The sequence below is a fragment of the Streptomyces sp. G45 genome, assembly GCF_049542095.1.
Classification (GTDB): Bacteria; Actinomycetota; Actinomycetes; order Streptomycetales; family Streptomycetaceae; genus Streptomyces.
Genome location: NZ_JBMUZU010000001.1, coordinates 6087478 through 6111492, shown reverse-complemented (window position 1 = coordinate 6111492; position 24015 = coordinate 6087478). Strand labels below are relative to the sequence as shown.

Below are 24015 nucleotides of genomic sequence, written 5' to 3'. Positions count from 1 at the left end.
ACACAAAGTTGAGCAGGCCAAGCGGGCCCGCGGGGCGGTTTTGGGGAGTTTCACCTCGCGCGGGACGGGGGCAGCCGGGTGTTCGCGCTTGTTTTCGGCCTGTTTTGCGCTGGTGCGTGTCGGACGAGCGGGGTTATTGGGGCGGGGCCCCGGGGGCGGGCGGTCGGTGGGGGGCTCGCGGTGGGGGGCGGGTGGGGGTGGCACGTGTGAGCGTCACGTGTGGAGCAGCACCAGGTCGTCGCGGTGCACCACTTCGCGTTCGTAGGCGGGGCCCAGCTCGCGGGCGAGGTCGCGGGTGGAGCGGCCGAGGAGGCGGGGCAGCTCCCTGGCGTCGAAGTTCACCAGGCCGCGGGCGACCGGGCGGCCCTGCGGGTCGCGCAGCTCCACCGGGTCCCCGGCGATGAACTCGCCCTCGACGGCGGCGATGCCCGCGGGCAGCAGCGAGGTGCGGCGCTCGACGACCGCGCGTACCGCCCCGTCGTCGAGGGTGAGGGCGCCGCGCGGGTCCGAGGCGTGCTGGAGCCACAGCAGCCGGTCGGCACAGCGGCGGCCGGTGCGGTGGAAGTAGGTGCCGGTGTCGCGGCCCGCGAGGGCGTCGGCGGCGTGGCTGGCGGAGGTCAGGACGACGGGGATCCCGGCGGCCGCGGCGATCCGGGCGGCCTCGACCTTGGTGACCATGCCGCCGGTGCCGACGCCCGCCTTGCCCGCGCTGCCGATCTTGACGTGGGCCATGTCGGCGGGCCCGGTGACCTCGGCGAGGCGGGTGGTGCCGTCCGCGGCGGGGTCGCCGTCGTACAGGCCGTCGACGTCGGAGAGCAGCACGAGCAGGTCGGCGCGGACGAGGTGGGCGACGAGGGCGGCGAGCCGGTCGTTGTCGCCGAAGCGGATCTCGTCGGTGGCGACGGTGTCGTTCTCGTTGACGACGGGCAGGGCGCCCATGGCGAGGAGCTTGTCGAGGGTGCGGGAGGCGTTGCGGTGGTGGGCGCGGCGGCTGGTGTCGTCGGTGGTGAGCAGGACCTGGCCGACGCGGACGCCGTAGCGGGCGAAGGAGGCCGTGTAGCGGGCGACGAGCAGGCCCTGGCCGACGCTGGCGGCGGCCTGCTGGCGGGCGAGGTCCTTGGGGCGGCGGCGCAGGCCGAGCGGCGCGAGCCCGGCGGCGATGGCCCCGGAGGAGACGAGGACGATCTCGCGCTCTCCCCGCTGCGGTGCTTGGCCAGCACGTCGACGAGCGCGTCGACGCGGTCCGCGTCGAGGCCCCCGAAGCGGTGGTCAGGGACGACGATCCCACCTTGACGACGACCCTGCGGGCCTCGGCCACGCCCTGCCTTGTCACGCGCTTCCCCAATGGTCCCGATGCTCTTGTGGCTGTTCGGAGCAGCAATCTACGCGAAGTGGGTGAGCGGCCGCCGCCGTGTTTCGGCGGGCGGACACCACGGCCTCGGGACGGGCATCGGAAGGGCGTGGGACGGGAGTGGGACGGGCGCGGGAAGTGCGCGGGCAGGGCATCGCAGGGCATCGCAGGGCATCGCGGGGCTCTGAACCCGGGAGAGGGAATTCCGACCCTGGGGTTCCATGACCTTTGACCCTTTATGCGGTGATTGACGTCACGGAAGATTGCTCCGGAGGCACTGCGCGTCATACGGTCAGGGGTCTTCTCCGTATCCGGACGGTTGACGGCGTCGTCCTCACTGTCCTCGCCGTCCTCACGCCCGGACCCCGCACCGCCCACCCCCATCCGACCGCCCCCCGCCAGGAGCCCAAGCCCGTGCCCTCCGCCGGACTCGCACCCCGCCGCGTCCTGCAGCTCACCGCGCTGCTGACGATGTTCGCACTCTTCGCGGCCCAGCTCGTGACCGCTCTGGTCCCGTACGTACCGGTGTTCATCGCCGCGTCGGCGGCGAACCTCGCGCTCGATCTCTACCTCCAGAGAAAGCAGCCGGGGCTGCTGTCCCTCCTGGGCAAGATCCGCTTCGACATCACCATCCGGCAGCTGCTGCGCGACATGCTGATCCTGGTGGGGCTGCTGCGCATCGACGGCATCGAGCCGCTGGCGGAGCAGTCGCCGCTGACGATCTCGCTGCTCGGCTTCTACGCCCTGCACTTCGCCTGCACGGCCGCCGCCGTCCTGGTGCGGCGCACCCGCTCGCTGCCGATCGTCACCCGCAACATCGACACCACCGGCCTTCGCCTGTCCGCCGCCCCGCCGCGGATCTTCGCCCGCCGCCACGCCTACCGGCTGCTGACGTTCTCCATCCCGGCCACCGCGGGCCTGCTCGCGACGGCGGCGACCAAGGACGCGCTGTGGGGCGGCATCGGTCTCGGCGTCTCCGTCGCGCTGATCGCCGGGGGCACCGTCTATCTCGCGAGCTGGCTGCTGCCGAAGAAGCGCGCCAAGAACGGCGAGGCGGTCATCGAGTGGCTCGACCGGTGGCTGGCCGAGTACCAGCCGACCGTCGGCATGTACTTCTCCGGCGGCGCCACGTCGGCGTACCAGGCCAACATGTGGCTCTCCACGCTGTCGCAGCTCGACGGCAACCCGCTGATCGTGCTCCGCGAGCGCTTCATGGTGCAGAAGATCGACTCCACGGACGTGCCGATCATCTGCTTCCCGAAGGTCGCCACGATGTTCTCCCTGGAGCAGTCGACCCTGAAGGTGCTCCTTCACCCGGCGAACGCCGCGAAGACCTCGCAGGTCCTGCGCATCCCGTCGATCAAGCACGCCTTCATCAACCACGGCGAGAGCGACAAGCTGTCCTCCTGCAACCCGTACGCGAAGGCCTACGACGAGGTGTGGGTCGCGGGCCCGGCCGCCCGTGAGCGCTACCAGCTCGCCGACATCGGCGTCGAGGACAAGGACGTGCGCGAGGTCGGCCGCCCGCAGCTGTCGCCGATCCGCCCGTACGCGGGCCCGCCCACCGGCCCGTTCACGACCGTCCTGTACGCGCCCACCTGGGAGGGCTGGGACGGCAACCCCGGCAACACCTCGGTGGTCCTCGCGGGCGAGAACATCGTGCGGAACCTGCTCGCCGACCCGGGCGTGCGCCTGATCTACAAGCCGCACCCGATGACCGGCTCGCAGAACCCGGCCGCGGGCGCCGCCAACGAGCGCATCAAGGCCATGATCCGCGAGGCCAACGCGCGGCGCTCCGGCGTCCGCCCCGGCCCCGAGGCCGCCGCCGAGCTGGAGCGGCGCGCCGAGGAGCTGAGCCTGCTCACGGCGAAGAAGTTCCGCAAGAGCGCGGACGAACAGGAGCGCATGATGCTCCAGGGCAAGCCGGACGGCGACATCCGCGCCGCGATCGCCGAGGCCACGCTGGCCTGGGAGCAGGCGTACTGGGCGGCGCTGCCGGAGTGGGAGCACCACATCGTCGAGTCCCGCCCGGCGATCTTCTCCTGCTTCAACCAGGCCGACCTGCTGATCAGCGACGTCTCGTCGGTCGTCTCCGACTGGCTGAGCAGCGAGAAGCCGTACGCGGTGGCCAACACGTCCGGCATGACCGAGGCGGAGTTCCGCGCCGGGTTCCCGACCGTGCGGGCCGCGACGATCCTCGCGCCGGAGGCGGACGGCGTGGCCGGTCTGCTCGCCGCCGTGCGGGACCCGTCCCTGGACCTGTACGCCGAGGCGCGCGCGGAGCTCAAGGAGCACCTGCTCGGCCCGTCCGACCCGCCGTCCCTGGTCCGCTTCAACGCGGCGGCGCTGGCGCTGGCCGCGAAGGCCGACGCGCGGCGGGCGCGGGTGGCCGCGCGGGTCGCCGCGGAGATTCCCGCGCAGCGGGAGGAGGAGGCGGAGGAGTCCGCCGCCGCCGACGAGCTGGAGACGGCGTAGCCCTGTAGACGCCGAAGGGGCCCCGGAGCGAGTTGATTCGCTCCGGGCCCCTTTCGCTGTACGGGCCGCTCGGCGGGCTCGGCCTGCCACGGCGGGAAAGCGCTCCGCGCCCGAGGGGCGGCCTGGCAAGGCCGGGGGTGATGGGTGGGCGGGGTGGGAGAAGTCCGCCGCGAAGCGGCGGCACAGTCCCCCTAGAAGGGCTCGAACCCGTCGAACTCGCGCTCCGCCTCGTCCCGCTCCGCCTGCCGGTCGCGGCGGCGCTGCGCGGCGGGCCGCGGCGCCTCGAAGCGGTGGTCCTCACCGCGGCGCCCGAGCATCTCCGCGCCCGCGGACATCGACGGCTCCCAGTCGAAGACGACGGCGTCGTCCTCGGACCCGATGGCGACGCCGTCGCCCGCGCGGGCGCCCGCCTTCATCAGGGCCTCCTCGACGCCGAGGCGGTTGAGCCGGTCGGCGAGGTAGCCGACGGCCTCGTCGTTGTTGAAGTCGGTCTGGCGCACCCAGCGCTCCGGCTTCTCGCCGCGCACGCGGTACAGCGGCTCGCCGCCGTCGTCCTCGCGCGTGACGGTGAAGCCCGCGTCGTCGACGGCCTTGGGCCGGATGACGACGCGCGTGGCCTCCTCCTTGGGCTTGGCGGCGCGCGCCTCGGCGACCAGCTCGGCGAGCGCGTACGACAGCTCCTTGAGGCCCTTATGGGCGACGGCGGAGACCTCGAAGACGCGGTAGCCGCGGGCCTCCAGGTCGGGCCGGACCATGTCGGCGAGGTCCTGGCCGTCGGGGATGTCGACCTTGTTGAGGACGACCAGGCGGGGCCGGGTCTCCAGGCCCGCGCCGTACTGGCGCAGCTCGGCCTCGATGACGTCGAGGTCGGAGACCGGGTCGCGGTCGGATTCGAGGGTCGCGGTGTCCAGGACGTGCACGAGCACGCTGCACCGCTCGACGTGGCGCAGGAACTCCAGGCCGAGGCCCTTGCCCTGGCTGGCGCCGGGGATGAGCCCGGGCACGTCGGCGATGGTGTAGACGGTGGAGCCCGCGGTGACGACGCCGAGGTTGGGCACCAGCGTCGTGAACGGGTAGTCGGCGATCTTCGGCTTGGCGGCGGACAGCACGGAGATCAGCGAGGACTTGCCCGCGCTGGGGTAGCCGACGAGCGCCACGTCGGCGACCGTCTTCAGCTCCAGGACGATGTCGCCCGCGTCGCCGGGCTCGCCGAGCAGCGCGAAGCCGGGGGCCTTGCGCCGGGCGGAGGCCAGCGCCGCGTTGCCGAGGCCGCCGCGGCCGCCCTGGGCCGCGACGTACGAGGTGCCGTGGCCGACGAGGTCCGCGAGCACGTTGCCCCGCTTGTCGAGGACGACCGTGCCGTCCGGGACCGGCAGGACCAGGTCCTGGCCGTCCTTGCCGGAGCGGTTGCCGCCCTCGCCGGGCTTGCCGTTGGTGGCCTTGCGGTGCGGGCTGTGGTGGTAGTCGAGCAGCGTCGTGACGGACTGGTCGACGGTGAGGATCACATCGCCGCCGCGGCCGCCGTTGCCGCCGTCCGGGCCGCCGAGCGGCTTGAACTTCTCACGGTGGACGGAGGCACAGCCGTGGCCTCCGTTACCCGCGGCGACGTGCAGCTCGACGCGGTCCACGAAGGTGGTCATGGTTCGGTGCCTCCAGAAACGTGCGGGATTGTCTCTTGATTAACACGCGAAAGGCGGACCCGCTTCCCGGCAGGGAAGTGAGGTCCGCCTCGCGAAAGTTCCGGTCAGGAAGCCGTTCAGGCGACCGGGACGATGTTCACGACCTTGCGGCCGCGGTGGGTACCGAACTCCACCGCACCGGCGTCCAGGGCGAACAGCGTGTCGTCCTTGCCGCGGCCGACGCCCGCGCCCGGGTGGAAGTGGGTGCCGCGCTGGCGGACCAGGATCTCACCGGCGTTGACGACCTGACCGCCGAAGCGCTTCACGCCGAGCCGCTGAGCGTTGGAGTCGCGACCGTTCCGGGTGGACGATGCGCCCTTCTTGTGTGCCATCTTGTCTCAGTCCCTTACTTCGCAGCCGTGGGGATGCCGGTGACCTTGATCGCCGTGTACTGCTGGCGGTGACCCTGGCGGCGGCGGTAGCCGGTCTTGTTCTTGTAGCGCAGAATGTCGATCTTCTGGCCCTTGTGGTGGTCCACGACCTCGGCCGTGACCTTGATCCCGGCCAGGACCCACGGGTCGCTGGTCACGGACTCGCCGTCGACAACGAGCAGGGTAGAGAGCTCTACCGTGTCGCCAACCTTGGCGGTGGAAATCTTGTCAACCTCAACGATGTCGCCGACAGCAACCTTGTGCTGGCGACCACCGCTGCGCACGATGGCGTACACGCGGATCTCTCTCTCGCTCGGAACGGAACCCCCGCAGTCCAGCCGCCCGGCGCGACAGCGCGGTCGGCCTCTCCCGAAGCTCCGTGAAGAACCCGGGAGGAAGAGGTTTACGGGGATGGACGTGCCGATGGACACGCCGACGGTCAAGGTTACGGGTCCCACCCGGACGGGTCAAACCGGGCCCCAGAAGCGCCCCGAAGGGGCGCGGGGAACTGCGCGACCAGCCACAACCGACCCGCGGATCCGGCACGGCCCAAGCACAGCGCTCAGCGCCCCGGCTTCTCACCGTCCGGCGGCAGCGGCTTCACGCCCCGGCACAGGTTCGTCTTGTCCTTGGTGCCCGGCCAGGCGACCTTCTTCACGCGGTCGAAGTGCTTGCGGTAGGTGTCGTGCACCGCGTCGTCGTCGACCTTGACGATCAGCTCGTCGTTCTCGCGCAGCGCGGGCGCGGTGTAGTTCTGCGAGCCCGTGAACGAGACCTTGTTGATCTTCCCGTCGTACTTGCCGTCGATCAGCACGTACTTGCTGTGGATGATGTACGGCGTGGTGAGCCTCTGCCCGGGCCTGAGCGGGTCCCGGTCGTCGTTGAAGCAGCGTACGGAGGGGCCGCCGCGCTGGTGCAGGGCCTCCCACGTACCGGGGATGCCGCCCTGGCTCTGGGCGCTGTCCGTCTCGGCGTACACCAGGTCGACGGAGCAGCCCTTCTTCTTCAGGGCGACCAGCTTGTCGGCGATCTGCTGCCGCGTGATCTTGAAGATGGAGGCGCGGACCTTGGTGGCGCGCTGGACGCCGCGGGCGTCCTTGTAGGTGCAGGAGACGTTGTTGAGGACCGAGTACATGGTGTCGGTCTCGTTGAGGGTGCCCGCGCGGGGGAAGAAGTAGGCCTTGTAGCGGCCGTTGCTCACCGTGCGGTAGTCCCAGGACCGCCAGTCCTTGCGGACCATGTCGTCGAAGTAGTCGGAGAACGCGTCGTACATCGCCGGGTTCTCCGGCAGGACGAGGGCGTCGTTGAAGAACTTGGTGTGCGCGGACGGCGTCGCGTTCGACGTGGTCTCCACGACGACGTTCCGGGCGCCCTTGACCTGCGAGAACAGCCAGAACTTATTGTGCATGATCGACTTGCCGTGGCGCGGGTCGCCCAGGCACGACTTGTCCTGGGGGCAGAGCGTCACGAACGACGGCTTCGCGCGGCTGGTGCCGAGCGCGTCCGCGAGGGTGCGGTAGGCGGTGTTCTCGGGCCGGTCCGTCCTGCTGGTCGAGTCGAGCAGCAGTTGTACGTGGACACCGCGCTGGTGGGCCTTGACGAGGGCCTCGACGATCGGGGCCTCCCACACGTGGTAGACGGCGACCTTGATCGTGGAGCCAGGTTCGGCGGCCTCGGTCAGCTCGATGAGGCGGGTGCGGATCGCGTGCTGCTGCTCGACGGTGCCCAGCGGGTCGTTGAAGACCGGGCCCTCGGGCCAGGAGGGCGTCGCCGCGGGCGCGGCGGTCGCGGTCGACGCGGCCTGCACCCCCGCGGTGGCGGACAGCACGGTGGCCAGGGCTATGGCCTGCCGTCCGCCCTTGGCGGGCCGCACCGCCCGGTGCCGCCCCGTCCCCCTCAGCCGTATCCCTCGCGGGCGCGGAACCGCCACGTCCTTCCCCTCCCCATGCGTACCGGACTGGGTGAGTCTTACAGGTATCCCCGCCGGGAACCAAGCGGGCGGAAACGAGGAAACCGGGGACGCGGGCGGGATGGTGCGGTAGGGGCGGGATGGTGCGGCGGGGGCTTCGGGGGCGGCGGGCAGGGCACGCGGCGGGGTGCACATGGCCGTGCCCCCGCCCGGCGGGTTCGCCGGGCGGGGGCACGTGGGGTGCGGTGACCTCGCGGGTCAGCTCGCGTCGGCCGGGACGGCGGACGGCGTCTGCTCCGCGGCGGCGGCCTTCTTCGCGGCGGTCTTCTTCGCCGCCTTCTTGGCCGTCGTCTTCTTGGCCGTCGTCTTCTTCGCGGCCGTCTTCTTGGCCGCTGTCTTCTTGGCGGCGGTCTTCTTCGCGGCGGCCTTCTTGGCGGGCGCCTTCTTGGCCGTCTTGCGCGCCGTCTTCTTGGCGGCCTTCGGCTCCTCGGCGGGCGCCTCGTCCGCGGCGGCCTCGGGGGCCTCGGCGGTTTCGGGCGCCTCGGCGGCGGCCTCGGGGGCCTCAGCCGGGGCGGCCTTCGGCGCCTTGGGCTCGGCCTTCTCGGCCTTCTCCGCCGCCTCGACCTTCTCCGCCGCCTCGACCTTGTCGGCCTTGTCCGCCTTGTCGGCCGATGGGACGACCACCACGGCCGCCTCCACCGGGGCGGTCGGCGCGGTCGCCTTGCGCACGGCACGGCGGCGCGGGCGGGCCGGGGCCGCAGGGGCCTCGGCAACGGGCTCGGCAACCGTCTCGGCGACGGGCTCGGGCTGCGCCACGGACTCCGGCTCGGCCTCGGCGACCGGCTCGGCGGGAGCCTCCGGCCCCTGCTTGGCCGTCTCCGCGACGATCACCTCGCCGTCACCGGCGGCGGCCTTCGGCGAACCGGCCGGTGCCGACGCCTTGCGGGTCGCGCGGCGCCGCGTACGCCCCTTGGGTGCCGCGTCGTCCTCGGCGGCGGGCGCCGGGGCCTCGACGGCGGCCGGGGCAGGCTCGGCGGCCCCGGCCGGGGCCTCCTCCGCCGCCACGGGCTCCGCGGACTCCGTCGCCACGGGCTCCGCCTTCGCCGCGGACTTGGCCTTCTTGGCCTTCTTCCGGGGCTCCGGCCGCTCGGCCTCGGGCGCCTTCGCGGGCTCCACGGGCTCCGCCGCCGCCACGGGCTGCGCCGTCTCCTCGGCGGCCTCGGACCGCTCCTGCTTCGGCGCGCCCGCCGGAGCCGACGCGCGGCGCGTGGCCCGGCGCCGCGAACGGCCCCGGGACGCGGCGGCCGCCTCGGCCTCCGCCGCGCTGCTGTACAGCTCCTCGTCCGGCGCGAAGTCGGGCTCGGGCAGCGCCACCGGCTCGGCGGTCTCGGCCTCGACCTCGGCCGCCGTCTCCACGGCGGTCTCCGAGACGCCGGACTCGACGGCCGCCGGGGCGTCGTGCGTGTGCTGCTCGGCCGCGCCGCCGCGACCGCGCTTCTTGCGCTTGCCGCCGCCACCGGGCGCCGTCGCCTGGTCCATGTGGACGATCACGCCGCGGCCGTTGCAGTGCACGCAGGTCTCGGAGAACGACTCCAGAAGGCCCTGGCCCACGCGCTTGCGGGTCATCTGGACCAGGCCCAGCGAGGTCACCTCGGCGACCTGGTGCTTCGTACGGTCCCGGCCCAGGCACTCCAGCATGCGCCGCAGGACCAGGTCGCGGTTGGACTCCAGGACCATGTCGATGAAGTCGATGACGACGATGCCGCCGAGGTCGCGAAGCCGCAGCTGGCGCACGATCTCCTCGGCCGCCTCCAGGTTGTTCCTGGTGACGGTCTCCTCGAGGTTGCCGCCCTGACCGGTGAACTTGCCGGTGTTGACGTCGATGACGACCATCGCCTCGGTCTTGTCGATCACCAGCGAGCCGCCCGAGGGCAGCCACACCTTGCGGTCGAGGGCCTTGGCGAGCTGTTCGTCGATGCGGTACGTCGAGAAGACGTCCACCTCGGACGTCCACCGCTGGAGCCGGTCGGCGAGGTCGGGCGCGACGTGCGAGACGTACCCGTGGATGGTCTCCCAGGCCTCGTCGCCGCTGATGACGACCTTCGAGAAGTCCTCGTTGAAGATGTCGCGGACCACGCGGACGGTCATGTCCGGCTCGCCGTACAGCAGGCTCGGGGAGCTGGTGGTGGACATCTTCGACTTCTTGACGATGTCCTCCCACTGCGCCTGGAGCCGCTCCACGTCGCGGCGCAGCTCGTCCTCGCTCGCGCCCTCGGCGGCGGTGCGCACGATCACGCCCGCGTCCTCGGGGACGATCTTCTTGAGGATGGTCTTCAGGCGTGCCCGCTCGGTGTCGGGCAGCTTGCGGCTGATGCCGGTCATCGAGCCCTCGGGCACGTACACCAGGTAGCGGCCGGGCAGCGAGACCTGGCTGGTCAGGCGGGCGCCCTTGTGGCCGATCGGGTCCTTGGTGACCTGCACCAGGACCGACTGGCCGGACTTCAGGGCGGACTCGATGCGGCGCGGGCCGTTGGCCATGCCCAGCGCCTCGAAGTTGACCTCACCGGCGTACAGGACGGCGTTGCGGCCCTTGCCGATGTCGATGAAGGCGGCCTCCATCGACGGCAGGACGTTCTGCACCTTGCCCAGGTAGACGTTGCCGACGTAGCTCGTCGACTGCTCCTTGTTGACGTAGTGCTCGACGAGCACGTTGTCCTCAAGGACGCCGATCTGGGTGCGGTCGCCGTTCTGACGGACGATCATCTCGCGGTTGACGGCCTCGCGGCGCGCCAGGAACTCCGCCTCGGTGATGATCGGCACCCGGCGGCGGCCCTGCTCGCGGCCCTCGCGGCGGCGCTGCTTCTTCGCCTCCAGGCGGGTGGAGCCCTTGATGGACTGCACCTCGTCGGACGGCGCGTCGTCGCTCTTCTTGCGGGGCTCGCGGACCTTGACGACCGTGCGCTCCGGGTCGCCCTCGCCCGGCTCGGTCTCGGCGGCGTCCCCGGCGCGGCGGCGACGGCGACGGCGGCGACGGCTGCTGCTGGAGCTGCCGCCCGCCTCGACGGGCTCGGCGGGCCCAGCGGCGTCCGCGGCCTCCTCGGCGTCCTCCTCGACCTGCTCGGCGGTGTCCTCGGCGTCCTGCTCGGCCTGCTCCGCGGCCAGCTCGTCGGCGGCGTCGGCGGCCTCGCCTCGGCGGCGGCGACGGCCACCCCGGCGGCGGCGGCGGCCCGAGCGCTCGCCGGACTCCTCGGCGTCGGCGGCGTCGTCGGCCTCCGCCTCGGCGTCCTGCGGCTCGTCGTCCGCGGCGCTCTCCTCGGCCTCGTCGGCGGCCGGGGCGGGGGCGGCGGGCTGCTCGTCCGCGGCCCGGCGGCGACGGCGGCGGCGCGGCGCGGGCCCCTCCTCGACGGGCTCGACGGACTCGACGGACTCGACGGGCTCGGTGTCCCGCGCCTCGGCGGCCTCGGCGGCGGCAGCGGCGGCGGCGCGCTCCGGCGTCTGGAACATCGGCTCGGTGAACACCGGCGCCTGGAACACGGCGACGGCGGGCCGCGCGGGCCGCCGCTCGGCGTCGTCGGCGGCCTTGGCCCGCGTCTCCACGGGCGCGGTGAACCCGGCGGCGGCCTTGCGGGTCGCGCGGCGGCGCGTACGGGCACGGGGCCCGGCGTCGCCCTCGGGGGCGGCCTGCGCCTCGGCGGCGGGGGCCTCGGCGGCGGGCGCGTCAGCGGCGGGCGCCGCGCCGGTGGACGCCTCGGCGGCGGGCGCGGAGACGGCGCGGGTCACGCGGCGGCGGGCGCGGCGGGGCGCCTCGGCGGCGGCGGTCTCGGCGGCGGCGTTCTCGGTGTCCGTCACGTCAGCGGTCTCCTCGGTCGCCGCGGCCTCGGCGGTCTTCGGGGCCCCGGCGGGCGCGGACGCGGCACGGGTCGCACGGCGGCGCGTACGGCGCGGCGCGGCGGATTCGACGGCCTCGGCGGTCGCGTCGGTCTCGACGGCCTCGGCGGGGGCGGCCTCCGGGGCGGCGGCCGGAGCGGGGGCGGCCTCGGCGGCGGGCGCGGCGGCGCTCTCCGCGGCGGGCGCGGAGACGGCCCGCGTGGCGCGGCGGCGCGTACGGCGCGGGGCGGCCTCGGGCTCGGCGGGCTCCACGGCGTCAGCGGCCTGGGCGGGCGCGGCGGCCTCGACGGCCACCTCGGCCGTTTCCGCGGCCGTTTCCTCAGTCGCCTCCTCGTCAGTCTCCTCGGCCTCCTCGGCAGCCTCCTCGCTCTTCTCGGCGGCCTTCGGCGCACCGGCGGGCGCGGTGGCGCGCCGCATCGCACGACGACGCGTACGCGGAGCGGGAGCGGCCTCAGCGGCCTCCGCGGTCTCCGCCACGACAGGCTCGGCGGACTCCACGGACTCCACGGCGGCGGCCTCCACGCTCTCCGTCACCTCGGCGTCGGCGCCCTTCGGCGCACCCGCGGGCGCGGTGGCGCGCCGCGTCGCACGACGACGCGTACGCGGAGCGGGAGCGGCGGCCTCGGCGGCCTCCGCCACGGGCTCAGCGGCGGCAGCTGTGGTCTCGGTGGTCTCGGCGGCGGGGGCGGCCGGTATGGCCGGGGCGGCGGCCTCGGCGGTGGTGCCCGCGGGCGGTCCCGCGGGGCGCGACGCAGCACGGCGCCGACGGCGCGGCGGCAGGGTGTCGCTGGGGGTGCTGTTGTTCTGCGAGCCCTCGGTGGGGTCGTTCGGCTCAAGCATGCGGGCGGTTCTCCCGTCACGCTCCCGGGCGCCGCGCCGTAACCGGACGTACCCGCGGCCCTCGCGTGTCGTGCGGGGCCGCCATCCGCGGGCGTGGGCGCCGCACGGGAGCTGTCTGTGTCTTGTCTCGCCGGTTCCGTACGCTCCTGGCGTACGGCCTGGCGAAAGTCTTCTGGTCAGTGCGCCGCCCGACCCAGGTGGCTCCCGAGTAACGAGGGCGGCGCTGCGGTGTTCTCGGCGAGCGCCCCTACGCGGGACCTTCCGGCACCGGCGCCGTCGCGGCGGCAGCCGGGGCGGCGGCCCCTGAGCGATCGGCCGGGGCGGCCGTGACTGCCTCGCGGTCGGGCGCGAGCGGGTCGGTCACCGTGCCGGTCTCGTCATCGAAAAGCCCCTGCGCCAGCCTCGTCACCGCTGCGGGGACGGGCGGCGCCAGGTCGGCCACAGCTCGGAGACCGGACAGGACGTCGTCGGGTCGGACGGCAGGTGTCACGTGCCGCACAACCAGCCGCAGTATCGCACAGGGCCTGTCGGTCGGCCTATCAGCGGCGGAGGCGGGCGCCTCCGGGCCGAGGGCGTCCAGGCTCACGACGGCGGCGCGGGCGTCGAACGTGCGCATCCCGTTCTTGGTGCGCCGCTGGACCTCGACGGTCTCGGCGGCGCGGAACGCGGCGGCGGCCCGCTCGGCCTCCTCGGGCGTCACGCCGTCCAGGCGCAGCTCCCACACGGAGGCGGTCAGCCGGTCGGCGAGCCCGGAGGTGCGGGCCTCGACGGCGTCGGTGATGTCGAGCCCGGCGGGCAGCGACTCGTCGAGCAGCTCCCGCAGCGTGTGCGGGTCGCGGGGCTCGGTGAGCGCGATCTCCAGATACTCGGCCTCGCTGCCCGTGCCGGTGGGTGCGGCATTGGCGTACGACACCTTCGGGTGCGGGGTGAAGCCCGCCGAGTACGCCATGGGCACCTCGGCGCGGCGCAGCGCCCGCTCGAAGGCGCGCTGGAAGTCACGGTGGCTGGTGAACCGGAGGCGGCCGCGCTTGGTGTAGCGCAGTCGGATGCGCTGCACCGCGGGTGCGGGCGGCGGGCCTTCGGGCTGTCGCTTGCCCAGGGGAACTTCTCCTCGTGTACGCGGTCCGTGACGCGGCCCCCACGCGGGTGGGGGCACGTCCGGGCTGGCGCTCGCCCGGCGTCTCAGTCCGGATCGCCCCCGCGTCGGCGGGGACACCTCGCGCCGGAACCCTTCTCCCTAGGGTACGCGCTCCGCCGCCCGCGGGTTCCCTCCGCCCTCGGGCCCCCTGGTGACGGCGGCCTTCCCGGTGGGCGCGCCGAACAGCAGCCGCCGGACGTCGGCGCGGGCCTCGCGGACGCTGTCCCGTACGGAGCCGAGTGCCTGCCGGGTGGCCCGGCCGACGGCGCGGGCGCCCCGGGCGGTCGGCCGCCACAGCGCGTCCCGCAGGGCGTGCCCGACCGGTGTGAGCACGGTCCGGTACACCCAGCGCACCGGTTCCACGAAGATCCACCGCAGCAGCGTGCCGACGGCGCCCCCCACGGCCCGCGAGATCCGCCCGGCGATCCGCCAGGCGTGCCGCAGCGCGTCCCCGATCTCCCGGGCGACGAGGGCGACGCCCCGCCCGACCGGCGCGAGCACCCACCGCCACAGGGCGACGGCGGGAACGACGACGATCCACCGCAGGAGCGTGCCGACGACGATCCCGATCCCGCGCAGCACCCACCACACGCCGAGTCCGACGCCTCGTACGACCCACCACACGCCGAGCCCGACGCCCCGCAGCACCCACCACACCCCGGCCGCGAGCCAGGCGACGCCGTGTCCGAGGGGGGTGAGGACGTGCGCGTACAGCCATCGCGCGGGCGTGGCGACGAGCACCCGTCCCAGCCAGGCCAGCCCGTGCCCGAGCGGTGTGAGCACCCAGCGGTACAGCCACACGGCGGGGACGACGACCAGCGCGTTCCCCAGCCAGAGCAGCCCGAGCCCGAGCGGCCTGAGCAGATACCGCCACAGCCCCACCCAGGGCCATACGAAGAGCAGCTTCCCGAGGAGGCCGAGCACGGCTCCGAGCGCCCGCCCCAGGGGCCGCAGCGCCCGCTCGTACACGAACCGCCCGCACACCACGAGCGCGTCCCACACGATCCGCACCGGCACGACGAGCACCAGCACGACGATCCGCACCGGCAGGCGCAGCGCGACGACGAGACATCCCTCGGTCCGCTGCGGCGCGCCAGCGGCGGGCTCGGGCTCCCGCGGAAGCCGCTTTTCCAGGTCCATGCCGACTGAGACGTCGTCAACGGCGTCTCGTTTCCCCCGTTTCCGAACCGATACCGCGGGACTTACGCGTGGCGCCCTCCCGGCGGCCGGGCCCCCGCGGTCGAGGGGAACCGCTCCTCGGCGGCGCGCGTCTTGTCGGCGTCCACCGCGGTGACGCCGAGCGCGACACCAGCGGCCTGGCCGAGCGCGACACCAGCGGTCTGAGACCCCCGCACGGGCTTCTCCCTCCGACGCGGGGCCCGGAGCGGGCCCCGCGCGGGAAGCTAGCCGGGTCGGTGCGGGACGGGTCCCGGTCTCAGGTGGCCGCGGGTGTCTTCTTGACCGTCAGCGGCAGCAGCTTCTTGCCCGTCGGGCCGATCTGGATGTGCGTGTCCATCTGCGGGCACACGCCGCAGTCGAAGCACGGGGTCCAGCGACAGTCCTCGACCTCGGTCTCGTCGAGGGCGTCCTGCCAGTCCTCCCAGAGCCAGTCCTTGTCGAGGCCGGAGTCCAAGTGGTCCCAGGGCAGGACCTCCTCGTAGGAGCGCTCGCGGGTGGTGTACCAGTCGACGTCCACGCCGTACGCGGCGAGGGCCTTGTCGGCGCAGGCCATCCAGCGGTCGTAGGAGAAGTGCTCGCGCCAGCCGTCGAAGCGACCGCCGTCCTCGTAGACGGCGCGGATGACGGCGCCGACGCGGCGGTCGCCGCGGGAGAGCAGGCCTTCGACGATGCCGGGCTTGCCGTCGTGGTAGCGGAAGCCGATGGAGCGGCCGTACTTCTTGTCGCCGCGGATCTTGTCGCGGAGCTTCTCCAGGCGGGCGTCGGTCTCCTCGGCGGAGAGCTGCGGGGCCCACTGGAAGGGGGTGTGGGGCTTGGGCACGAAGCCGCCGATGGAGACCGTGCAGCGGATGTCGTTGGAGCCGGAGACCTCGCGGCCCTTGGCGATGACGTTCATCGCCATGTCGGCGATCTGGAGGACGTCGTCGTCGGTCTCCGTGGGCAGGCCGCACATGAAGTACAGCTTCACCTGGCGCCAGCCGTTGCCGTAGGCGGTGGCGACGGTGCGGATCAGGTCCTCCTCCGACACCATCTTGTTGATGACCTTGCGCATGCGCTCGCTGCCGCCCTCGGGGGCGAAGGTCAGGCCGGAGCGGCGGCCGTTGCGGGTCAGCTCGTTGGCGAGGTCGACGTTGAAGGCGTCCACGCGGGTGGAGGGGAGGGACAGGCCGATCTTGTCCTCCTCGTACCGGTCGGCGAGGCCCTTGGCGATGTCGCCGATCTCGGAGTGGTCGGCGGAGGACAGGGACAGCAGGCCGACTTCCTCGAAGCCGGTGGCCTTCAGGCCCTTGTCGACCATCTCGCCGATGCCCGTGATGGAGCGCTCGCGCACCGGGCGGGTGATCATGCCCGCCTGGCAGAAGCGGCAGCCGCGCGTGCAGCCGCGGAAGATCTCCACGGACATGCGCTCGTGGACCGTCTCGGCGAGCGGGACCAGCGGCTGCTTCGGGTACGGCCACTCGTCGAGGTCCATGACGGTGTGCTTGGACACGCGCCACGGCACGCCGGACTTGTTCGGTACGACGCGGCCGATGCGGCCGTCCGGGAGGTACTCGACGTCGTAGAACGCCGGGATGTACACGCTGCCGGTCTTCGCGAGGCGGAACAGGACCTCCTCGCGGCCGCCGGGGCGGCCCTCGGCCTTCCACTGGCGGATGATCTCCGTCATGTCGAGCACGGCCTGCTCGCCGTCGCCGATGATCGCCGCGTCGATGAAGTCGGCGATCGGCTCGGGGTTGAACGCGGCGTGGCCGCCCGCGAGGACGATCGGGTCGTCGAGCGTGCGGTCCTTGGACTCCAGCGGGATGCCCGCGAGGTCGAGGGCCGTCAGCATGTTCGTGTAGCCCAGCTCCGTGGAGAAGGACAGGCCGAAGACGTCGAAGGCCTTCACGGGCCGGTGCGAGTCGACGGTGAACTGCGGGACCTGGTGCTCCCGCATCAGCGCCTCCAGGTCCGGCCAGACGCTGTACGTGCGCTCGGCGAGGACGCCGTCGCGCTCGTTCAGTACCTCGTACAGGATCATGACGCCCTGGTTGGGGAGTCCGACCTCGTACGCGTCGGGGTACATGAGCGCCCAGCGGACGTCGCACTCGTCCCACGGCTTGACCGTGGAGTTGAGCTCGCCGCCTACGTACTGGATCGGCTTCTGCACATGCGGGAGCAGGGCTTCGAGCTGCGGGAAAACCGACTCGACAGACATCGCTGGACCTTCGTGAGCTGACAGGGGTGACCCTCAAGCCTAACGTGGCCGCGGCCGCTCCTCGTCACCCGATCGGCCCGGCGGCCGGGCCGATCAGGCGTCGAGCGCCGCCCGCAGCTTCGGCCGGGCGGCCTTCGCCCACACCTGGGGCAGCTCCCGCTCCCGGGCCGCCGCGGCCGCCTCCTCACGCCCGTACAGCAGGCCCCAGGTGAACGCGGACTCGCCCGCCGCGTGCGCCTGGACCGCCAGGTTCCGCAGCGCCTCGCGGGCCACCACGCTGTCCTGGTGGTCGCCGAGGACCGTCTGGACGGCCTTGACGCGCCGGGCGAAGCGCTTCGCGGGCCTGCCGATGGCGGGCCGCGCCGCCTCCCCCGCGTACCGGGCGCGCTTGGCGGCCTTGCGGGCCTCGTGCAGCGCCAGGTCGCGCTCCGCGCCGGGATCGAGGGCCAGGGCGTGGTCCACGCGGGCGGCGAGGCGGTCGAAGTCCTTGCGGATGGCCTGCGGCAGGGCCTCGGCGGCGGGCGCGGCGGCGGCCTTCAGGAGCGGCGGGTCGGCGAGCAGCGCGTCGACGGCGTCGAGCAGGGCCAGGTAGCGCCTGCCGTCGAGCACGGCGAGGGTGCGGCGCCGGGAGCCCGCGCGGCCCGCGACGGACCAGATCCGCAGGCGGGCGCGGACGGGGCCGAGGCGCAGGGTGCGCGGGACGTCCGCCAGGGCGGCCGTCAGGCGGTCGGTGAGGACCTCGCGGTCGCGGTCCACGCCCAACTCGGCGGCGAGCCACTTCAGCTCCTCGCCCAGAGGGTCGGTGATCCTCCGGTCGAGGATCTTCCCGTACGTCTTGAAGGCGCTGCGCATGCGGCGGGTGGCGACGCGCATCTGGTGCACGGCGTCGGGGACGTCCCGGCGGACGGCGGGGTCCCACTCGACCAGGGCGGTGCGCTGCTCGCGGAGGTACGCGAGGACGTGGTGGCCCGCGGTGTCGCCGCCGGTGTCCGGCGCGGCGGGGGCCGCGAGCGGGTCGCCGTCCGCCGCGGTCTCCGCCAGGGCCCGCGCCAGTTTCGACGGTGACGCCGATCTGTGGACGCCCGCCTTGCGGAGCTTCTTCTCCACCTTGTCCAGGAGGGCCGGGTCGCCGGACTCCCCCAGCTCGACCTCGATCTCCGTCCAGGAGGTCTCGCCCCGTCCGCCGTTCAGGCGCCGCGCGCGTACGTCGTCCACGCAGACCTCCGCGAGCAGCGCGCCCGACGCGTCGAGGAGGTGGCGTACGCCGCGGGCGGAGCGCAGGCGTACGACGGGGACGAGGTCGGCGTCCCGTACGCGGGAGCGGACCAGGCCCGCCAGGGCGCGCGGCACCGTGTCCGACAGGGGCGCGTGGATCTCGTCGCGCACGCCGTCGGCGACGGGGAGCTTCAGGTGCCAGCCCTCGTCGAGGCCGCCGGTGCGGCGGCGCAGGGTGATCGCGGCGGCGGCCAGGCGCTGGTCGGCGGTGTCGTAGTAGACGGCGTCCAGGTCGGCGGTGCCCTGGTCGGCGACGTCGGCCACGTGGGCGACACCCCGCAGGTCGGGGAGGGTCCTGCCGGGCCCGGCGTCGTACTTCCGCTCGATCTCGCGCTTCGTCTCCGCCATGCACCGAATCTAGACGCGAACGGGGGCGCCCGGCAGTCCCCGAGCGCCCCCGCGTGCTCCGCGTGCCACAGTTCAGGCGGACAGCGGCCGCTGCACCTTGATCGACTGCAAGAGGCCCACGGCCACCCAGACGGCGAACATGGACGTGCCTCCGTAGGACACGAACGGCAGCGGCAGGCCCGCCACCGGCATGATGCCGAGGGTCATGCCGATGTTCTCGAAGGCCTGGAAGGCGAACCAGGCGACGATCCCGGCGGCCACGATCGTGCCGTACAGCTCGGTGGTCTCGCGGGCGATGCGGCAGGCGCGCCACAGGACGACGCCGAGGAGCAGCAGGATCGCGCCCGCGCCGACGAAGCCGAGTTCCTCGCCCGCGACGGTGAAGACGAAGTCGGTCTGCTGCTCGGGGACGAACTGGCCGGTGGTCTGGGTGCCGTTGGTGAGGCCGGTGCCGGTGAGGCCGCCGGAGCCGATGGCGATGCGGGCCTGGTTGGTGTTGTAGCCGACGCCCGCCGGGTCGAGGGCGGGGTTGGCGAAGGCGGCGAAGCGGGCGATCTGGTAGTCGTCCAGGACGCCGAGCTGCCATATGGCGACGCCGCCGAGCGCGCCCGCGCCGAGGAGTCCGAAGACCCAGCGGTTGGAGGCGCCGGAGGCGAGCAGCACCCCGAGGACGATCATCACTATCACCATGACCGAGCCGAGGTCCGGCATCAGCATGATGATCATGATGGGGACGGTGGCGAGGCCGAGGGCCTGCACGACGGTGCGGTGGTCGGGGTACTCCTTGTCGCCCGCGTCGACGCGGGCGGCGAGCAGCATCGCCATGCCCAGGATGATGGTGATCTTGCAGAACTCGGAGGGCTGGAGCGACTGGCCGCCGATGACGATCCACGCGTGGGCGCCGTTGACGGTCGCGCCGAGCGGGGTGAGGACCAGCAGGATCAGGAAGACGGAGACGCCGTAGAGGATCGGCACGGCGGTGCGCAGGGTGCGGTGGCCCAGCCAGATGGTGCCCGTCATCAGGGCGAGGCCGATGCCGATGTTCATGACGTGCTTGATCAGGAAGGCGTACGGGTCGTCGCCGACGAGTTCCGTGCGGTTGCGGGTCGCCGAGTAGACGAGCGCGGAGCCGATCACGGAGAGCGCGAGGGCGGCGAGCAGCATGGGCCAGTCGAGTCGGCGCACTATCGAGTCGCGGGCCAGCAGGCGGGCCATGCCGGACCGCTCGGGGCCGTAGCCCGAGACGGAGAAGCCGTTGGTACCGGCCATCAGTCGCGCCTCCACGCCGCGGGCGGGCCCGCTAGCTCCTGCTGGTCGTCGTCCTGGCCCGGGTCCGGCTGACCGTCCTGCTGCTGGCCGTCCGGCTGCTGTTGCTGGCCGTCCGGCTGCTGCTGTTGTCCCGGCTGTCGCGGCGGGACGGGCTTGCCGGGCTTGAACGGCTTGATCTTCGGGGCGTCGATGGAGCCGTCGGGCTGGATCTTGGGCAGGGACTTCTGCGGCTTCGGGAGCAGGGCCTTCTTCAGGTCCTGGTTGCCGCTGTCGTCCAGGCCGTACATCGCGTCGTAGATCTTGCGCACGGCGGGCCCGGACGCGCCGGAGCCGGTGCCGCCCTGGGAGATCGTCATCACGATCGAGTAGTCCTTGGTGTACGTCGCGAACCACGACGTCGTCTGCTTGCCGTAGACCTCGGCGGTGCCGGTCTTGGCGTGCATCGGGATCTTGTCCTGGGGCCAGCCGCCGAACCGCCAGGCGGCGGTTCCCTTGGTGGCGACGTCGGCGAGGGCACCGTCTATGTCCTTGCGCAGCGCGGCGTCCATGGGCAGCTTGCCGTGGGCCCTGGGCTTGATCTCCTCGATGTGCTTGCCGTCGCCGCTGATGATGGCCTTGCCGACGGTGGGGTCGTAGAGGGTGCCGCCGTTGGCGATGGCGGAGTAGATCGTGGCCATCTGGATGGGCGTGACGAGGGTGTCGCCCTGGCCGATGGAGTAGTTGACGGAGTCACCGGCGCGCATCTTCATGCCTTCGAGGCAGTTCTCGTACGCGATGCGCTCGGCGTAGCCGCCGTCCTTCTTGCCCTGCTTGCACCAGGCGTCCTTGTTGGCCTCCCAGTAGCTCTTCTTCCACCGGCGATCGGGGACGCGGCCGCTGACCTCGTTGGGCAGGTCGATGCCGGTCTCCTTGCCGAGGCCGAACTGGTGGGCGGTCTTGTAGAACCAGTCCTTGGCGTCCTTCTTCGGCTTGTTGCCGCCGTCCTTGCGCCACTCGTCGTGGGAGAGCTTGTAGTAGACGGTGTCGCAGGAGACCTCCAGGGCCTGGCCGAGGGTGATGTTGCCGTGGCCCTGGGACTCGAAGTTCTTGAAGGTCTGGCCGCCGATCGAGTACGAGCTGGGGCAGGGGTAGCGGTCGTTGAACTCGTAGCCCGCGTTGACGGCGGCCGTGGTCGGGATGACCTTGAAGATGGAGCCGGGGGCGGCCTGGCCCTGGATGGCGCGGTTGAGCAGCGGGTAGTTGGACTTCTTGCCGGTGAGCTTGGCGTAGTCCTTGCCGGAGATGCCGCCGACCCAGGCGTTCGGGTCGTACGTCGGGTTGGAGGCCATGGCGATGACCCGGCCGGTCTTGTTCTCCATGACGACGACGGCGCCCGCGTCGGCCTTGTAGTTCTCGCCGGTGTTCTTGTCGAACTCGCCGCGCGCTTTCTTCATCGCGTCGTTCAGCCAGTACTCGGCGACGGCCTGTACGCGGGCGTCGATGCTGGTGACGACGTTGGCGCCGGGCCGGGCCGCGTCGGAGTCGGCCTTGCCGATGACCCGGCCGAGGTTGTCGACCTCGTAGCGGGTGACGCCCGCCTTGCCGCGCAGGTACTTGTCGTAGGTGCGCTCGAGTCCTGAGCGGCCGACCTGGTCGGAGCGGAGGAACGGCGAGTCGGTGTCCTTGGCCTTCTCGATCTCCTCGTCGGTGACGGGCGAGAGATAGCCGAGGACCTGTGCGGTGTTGGCCTTGCCGGGCGCGGGGTAGCGGCGCACGGCGGTGGGTTCGGCGGTGATGCCGGGGAAGTCCTCGGAGCGCTCGCGGATCTGGAGGGCCTGCTTGGGGGTGGCCTCGTCGGTGATCGGGATGGGCTGGTAGGGCGAGCCGTTCCAGCAGGGCTGGGGGGTCTGGGAGTCGCAGAGCCGGACCTTGTCCGAGACGTCCTTGGGGCTCATGCCGAGGACGTCGGCGAGCTTGGCGAGGACCGCCTTGCCGTCGTCCTTCATCTTCATCAGCTCGGTGCGGGACGCGGAGACGACCAGGCGGGTCTGGTTGTCGGCGATGGGGATGCCCCGGGCGTCCAGGATGGAGCCGCGCACGGCGGGCTGGACGACCTGCTGGACGTGGTTGCCCGACGCCTTCTCGGCGTACTCGTCGCCGTTGCGGACCTGGAGGTACCACAGGCGGCCGCCGAGGGTGAGCAGCAGCGAGACGACGAGGATCTGGAGGACGACGAGACGGATCTGGACGCGGGGGTGCGTCCGGTCTCCGGGATGTTGGTCACGGCTGTCCTCCCCTGACAGTCGGGACGGGAGCGACCCGAAGGGGCGCGGGCCGTGTCGATGTGCGGCTCCGCCGCGTGGGCGCGCCCAGCCACGACGGCACCGCGGACGAACGACGCCAGCGCACGGCACATCCAGCGGAACGCCGAGCGACGATGCGGTAGGCGCTCACAGGCGCTTGACCCCCTTGATGCGTCCGGCGCGGGCCACGCGGGCCTTGGCGGCCTTCACGCGCAGGCCCGCGCCGCGCTGGTTGCCGATGCTCAGGCCGGTGCCGGAGGACAGCCAGCCCGAGGAGACGTCGGCGGCCTTGGTGTTCGCGGCGCTCTCGCCCAGCGGGTCGTTCTCGGCGCGCCGGGCGACCGCGATGATCAGCGGGATGGTGAACGGCGCGAGCAGCAGGTCGTACAGGGCGGCCGTGAAGAGCAGCCCGCCGAGGCCCACGTGCCGGGCGGCGTCGTCCCCGACGAGGGCGCCCACGCCCGCGTACAGCAGCGTGGAGCCGACGGCGGCGCCGACCACGACGAACAGCGGGCCGCTGGCGGTGCGCAGGCGGCCGGTCTCGGGCTTGGCGAGGCCCGCCAGATAGCCGATGACGCACAGGACCAGGGCGTACCGTCCGGCGGCGTGGTCGGCGGGCGGCGCGAGGTCGGTGAGCAGGCCCGCGCCGAAGCCGATGAGGCAGCCGCCGACGTGCCCGTACACGAACGCCAGGCCGAGGACGGTGAGCAGCACCAGGTCGGGGACGGCGCCGGGCAGCTGGAGCCGGGCGAGCACGCTGACCTGGATGACGAGCGCGACGACGACGAGGGCGCTGGAGAGCAGGATCCGGTTGAAGCGCATGGGTGTCAGTGCTCCTACTGCTCGTTCTGCGCGTCGGGCAGCCCATTGGCAGGGGGCTGCCCGGAGGGCGTCGCGGTGACCGTGACGGTCGGGGCGGGCTTGGGCTTCCTGGGCTTGTCGGGCAGGACCGTGTCGCGCGGGTCCTTGCGGGGGGCCTCGACGACGACGCCGACGACGTCCAGCTTGCTGAAGCCGACGTACGGCCGGACGTAGACGTTGCGGGTGAGGTCGCCGCCGGAGGGGTCGACGCGGACGACCTCGCCGACGGGCACGCCGGGCACGAACGGCCTGTCGGCCTGCGAGCCGAAGGTGACCAGGCGGTCGCCCTTCTTGACCTTGGCCTTGCCGTTGAGCATCTGCACCCGCAGCGGGCGGTCGCCCTGGCCGGAGGCGAAGCCCAGCTCGTCGGTCTTCTCCATGCGGGTGCCGACGGTGAAGTCGGGGTCGTTGGCGAGCAGCACCGTGGCGGTGGAGGGGCCGACGGTGGTGACGCGGCCGACCAGGCCGTCGCCGTTGAGCACCGTCATGTCGCGCTTCAGCCCGTCGTTGGCCCCGGCGTCGATGGTGACCGTCCAGGAGAAGCCCTGGGCCGCTCCTATGCCGATGACCTCGGCGCCCTTGATGCCGTACTGTCCGGCGCCCGCCTTCTTCAGCAGGGCGTCGAGCTGTTTGACGCGGCTGCGGTTGCGGTCGTCGCTGCCGAGCTTGGCCTTCAGCGCGGCGTTCTCCCGCTCCAGCTGGGCGATGCGGTCGTGGCGGTCGCCGGAGTCACGGACGGCGCCGATGGCGTTGCCGATCGGGTCCACGGCCGACGCCATGCCGTCCTCGACCGGGCCGAAGACCGTGGCGGCGGCCTGGCGGGCACCGTCGACCGGTGAGTCCTCGCCGCCGCGGATGTCCACCGTGATCAGTGCGAACGCGATGGCGATCAGCAGCACCAGGAGCAGCCGGCTCTCTCGTGTGTCCCTCACGTGCGGCGGCCGTGCCTTCCT

14 protein-coding genes and 2 pseudogenes are annotated in these 24015 nt (G+C 72.8%); 1 reads left to right on the top strand and 15 read right to left on the bottom strand.

Going from position 1 to position 24015, the window contains the following annotated elements; all coding sequences use genetic code 11:
* Window positions 1-213: 213 nt before the first annotated feature.
* Window positions 214-1318: pseudogene (gene proB / locus ACOBQU_RS25685) on the bottom strand (glutamate 5-kinase).
* Between the two features lie 447 nt (window positions 1319-1765).
* On the opposite strand from proB, the gene ACOBQU_RS25680 reads away from it, so the two are divergent.
* Window positions 1766-3826: a hypothetical protein gene (locus ACOBQU_RS25680; RefSeq protein WP_423629917.1), complete on the top strand. Its 2061-nt coding sequence runs from the start codon at window positions 1766-1768 to the stop codon at window positions 3824-3826.
* A 191-nt stretch (window positions 3827-4017) separates the two neighbouring features.
* Here ACOBQU_RS25680 and obgE read toward each other — a convergent pair whose 3' ends face one another.
* From obgE to mreC, 14 genes and pseudogenes are all read right to left on the bottom strand, one after another.
* Window positions 4018-5466, bottom strand: a complete 1449-nt coding sequence (obgE, locus tag ACOBQU_RS25675; RefSeq protein ID WP_423629916.1) for a GTPase ObgE — start codon at window positions 5464-5466, stop codon at window positions 4018-4020.
* A gap of 116 nt (window positions 5467-5582) precedes the next feature.
* Window positions 5583-5837, bottom strand: coding sequence for a 50S ribosomal protein L27 (rpmA, locus tag ACOBQU_RS25670; protein WP_127912897.1), 255 nt, complete (start codon window positions 5835-5837; stop codon window positions 5583-5585).
* 14 nt (window positions 5838-5851) lie between these two features.
* The gene (gene rplU / locus ACOBQU_RS25665; protein WP_030673925.1) at window positions 5852-6172 is read right to left on the bottom strand and encodes a 50S ribosomal protein L21; all 321 of its coding nucleotides are present in this window, start codon (window positions 6170-6172) and stop codon (window positions 5852-5854) included.
* A 266-nt stretch (window positions 6173-6438) separates the two neighbouring features.
* On the bottom strand, window positions 6439-7806 hold the full coding sequence (locus tag ACOBQU_RS25660; RefSeq protein ID WP_423629913.1) for a phospholipase D-like domain-containing protein: 1368 nt from the start codon (window positions 7804-7806) through the stop codon (window positions 6439-6441).
* Window positions 7807-8043: 237 nt separating this feature from the next.
* Window positions 8044-12513: an Rne/Rng family ribonuclease gene (locus ACOBQU_RS25655; protein WP_423629911.1), complete on the bottom strand. Its 4470-nt coding sequence runs from the start codon at window positions 12511-12513 to the stop codon at window positions 8044-8046.
* A 247-nt stretch (window positions 12514-12760) separates the two neighbouring features.
* On the bottom strand, window positions 12761-13570 hold the full coding sequence (locus ACOBQU_RS25650; RefSeq protein ID WP_423629909.1) for a TIGR03936 family radical SAM-associated protein: 810 nt from the start codon (window positions 13568-13570) through the stop codon (window positions 12761-12763).
* A 180-nt stretch (window positions 13571-13750) separates the two neighbouring features.
* Window positions 13751-14791: a hypothetical protein gene (locus ACOBQU_RS25645; RefSeq protein ID WP_423629907.1), complete on the bottom strand. Its 1041-nt coding sequence runs from the start codon at window positions 14789-14791 to the stop codon at window positions 13751-13753.
* Between the two features lie 62 nt (window positions 14792-14853).
* On the bottom strand, window positions 14854-15006 hold the full coding sequence (locus tag ACOBQU_RS25640; RefSeq protein WP_423629905.1) for a hypothetical protein: 153 nt from the start codon (window positions 15004-15006) through the stop codon (window positions 14854-14856).
* Window positions 15007-15086: 80 nt separating this feature from the next.
* A complete protein-coding gene (locus ACOBQU_RS25635; RefSeq protein WP_423629903.1) occupies window positions 15087-17027 on the bottom strand; it encodes a TIGR03960 family B12-binding radical SAM protein in 1941 nt (646 codons plus the stop codon).
* Window positions 17028-17120: 93 nt separating this feature from the next.
* Window positions 17121-18650: a CHAD domain-containing protein gene (locus ACOBQU_RS25630; RefSeq protein ID WP_423629901.1), complete on the bottom strand. Its 1530-nt coding sequence runs from the start codon at window positions 18648-18650 to the stop codon at window positions 17121-17123.
* A gap of 72 nt (window positions 18651-18722) precedes the next feature.
* Window positions 18723-19919, bottom strand: coding sequence for a rod shape-determining protein RodA (gene rodA / locus ACOBQU_RS25625; RefSeq protein WP_423629899.1), 1197 nt, complete (start codon window positions 19917-19919; stop codon window positions 18723-18725).
* Window positions 19919-22182 (bottom strand): annotated as a pseudogene (mrdA, locus tag ACOBQU_RS25620) (penicillin-binding protein 2). The gene rodA and the pseudogene mrdA overlap by 1 nt, the downstream one beginning before the upstream one ends.
* Window positions 22183-22348: 166 nt before the next feature.
* On the bottom strand, window positions 22349-23023 hold the full coding sequence (mreD, locus tag ACOBQU_RS25615) for a rod shape-determining protein MreD (protein WP_423629897.1): 675 nt from the start codon (window positions 23021-23023) through the stop codon (window positions 22349-22351).
* A 14-nt stretch (window positions 23024-23037) separates the two neighbouring features.
* Window positions 23038-23994 carry a rod shape-determining protein MreC gene (mreC, locus tag ACOBQU_RS25610; protein WP_423629896.1) on the bottom strand — a complete coding sequence of 319 codons (957 nt, stop codon included), beginning with the start codon at window positions 23992-23994 and terminating at the stop codon, window positions 23038-23040.
* Window positions 23995-24015: the final 21 nt, after the last annotated feature.

Bases quoted from the DNA above. Each gene is read 5' to 3' on its own strand.
- rodA (WP_423629899.1), bottom strand. From the start codon at position 19,919: ATGGCCGGTACCAACGGCTTCTCCGTCTCGGGCTACGGCCCCGAGCGG.
- rpmA (WP_127912897.1), bottom strand. From the start codon at position 5,837: ATGGCACACAAGAAGGGCGCATCGTCCACCCGGAACGGTCGCGACTCC.
- ACOBQU_RS25630 (WP_423629901.1), bottom strand. From the start codon at position 18,650: ATGGCGGAGACGAAGCGCGAGATCGAGCGGAAGTACGACGCCGGGCCC.
- ACOBQU_RS25635 (WP_423629903.1), bottom strand. From the start codon at position 17,027: ATGTCTGTCGAGTCGGTTTTCCCGCAGCTCGAAGCCCTGCTCCCGCAT.
- mreD (WP_423629897.1), bottom strand. From the start codon at position 23,023: ATGCGCTTCAACCGGATCCTGCTCTCCAGCGCCCTCGTCGTCGTCGCG.
- obgE (WP_423629916.1), bottom strand. From the start codon at position 5,466: ATGACCACCTTCGTGGACCGCGTCGAGCTGCACGTCGCCGCGGGTAAC.
- ACOBQU_RS25645 (WP_423629907.1), bottom strand. From the start codon at position 14,791: ATGGACCTGGAAAAGCGGCTTCCGCGGGAGCCCGAGCCCGCCGCTGGC.
- ACOBQU_RS25655 (WP_423629911.1), bottom strand. From the start codon at position 12,513: ATGCTTGAGCCGAACGACCCCACCGAGGGCTCGCAGAACAACAGCACC.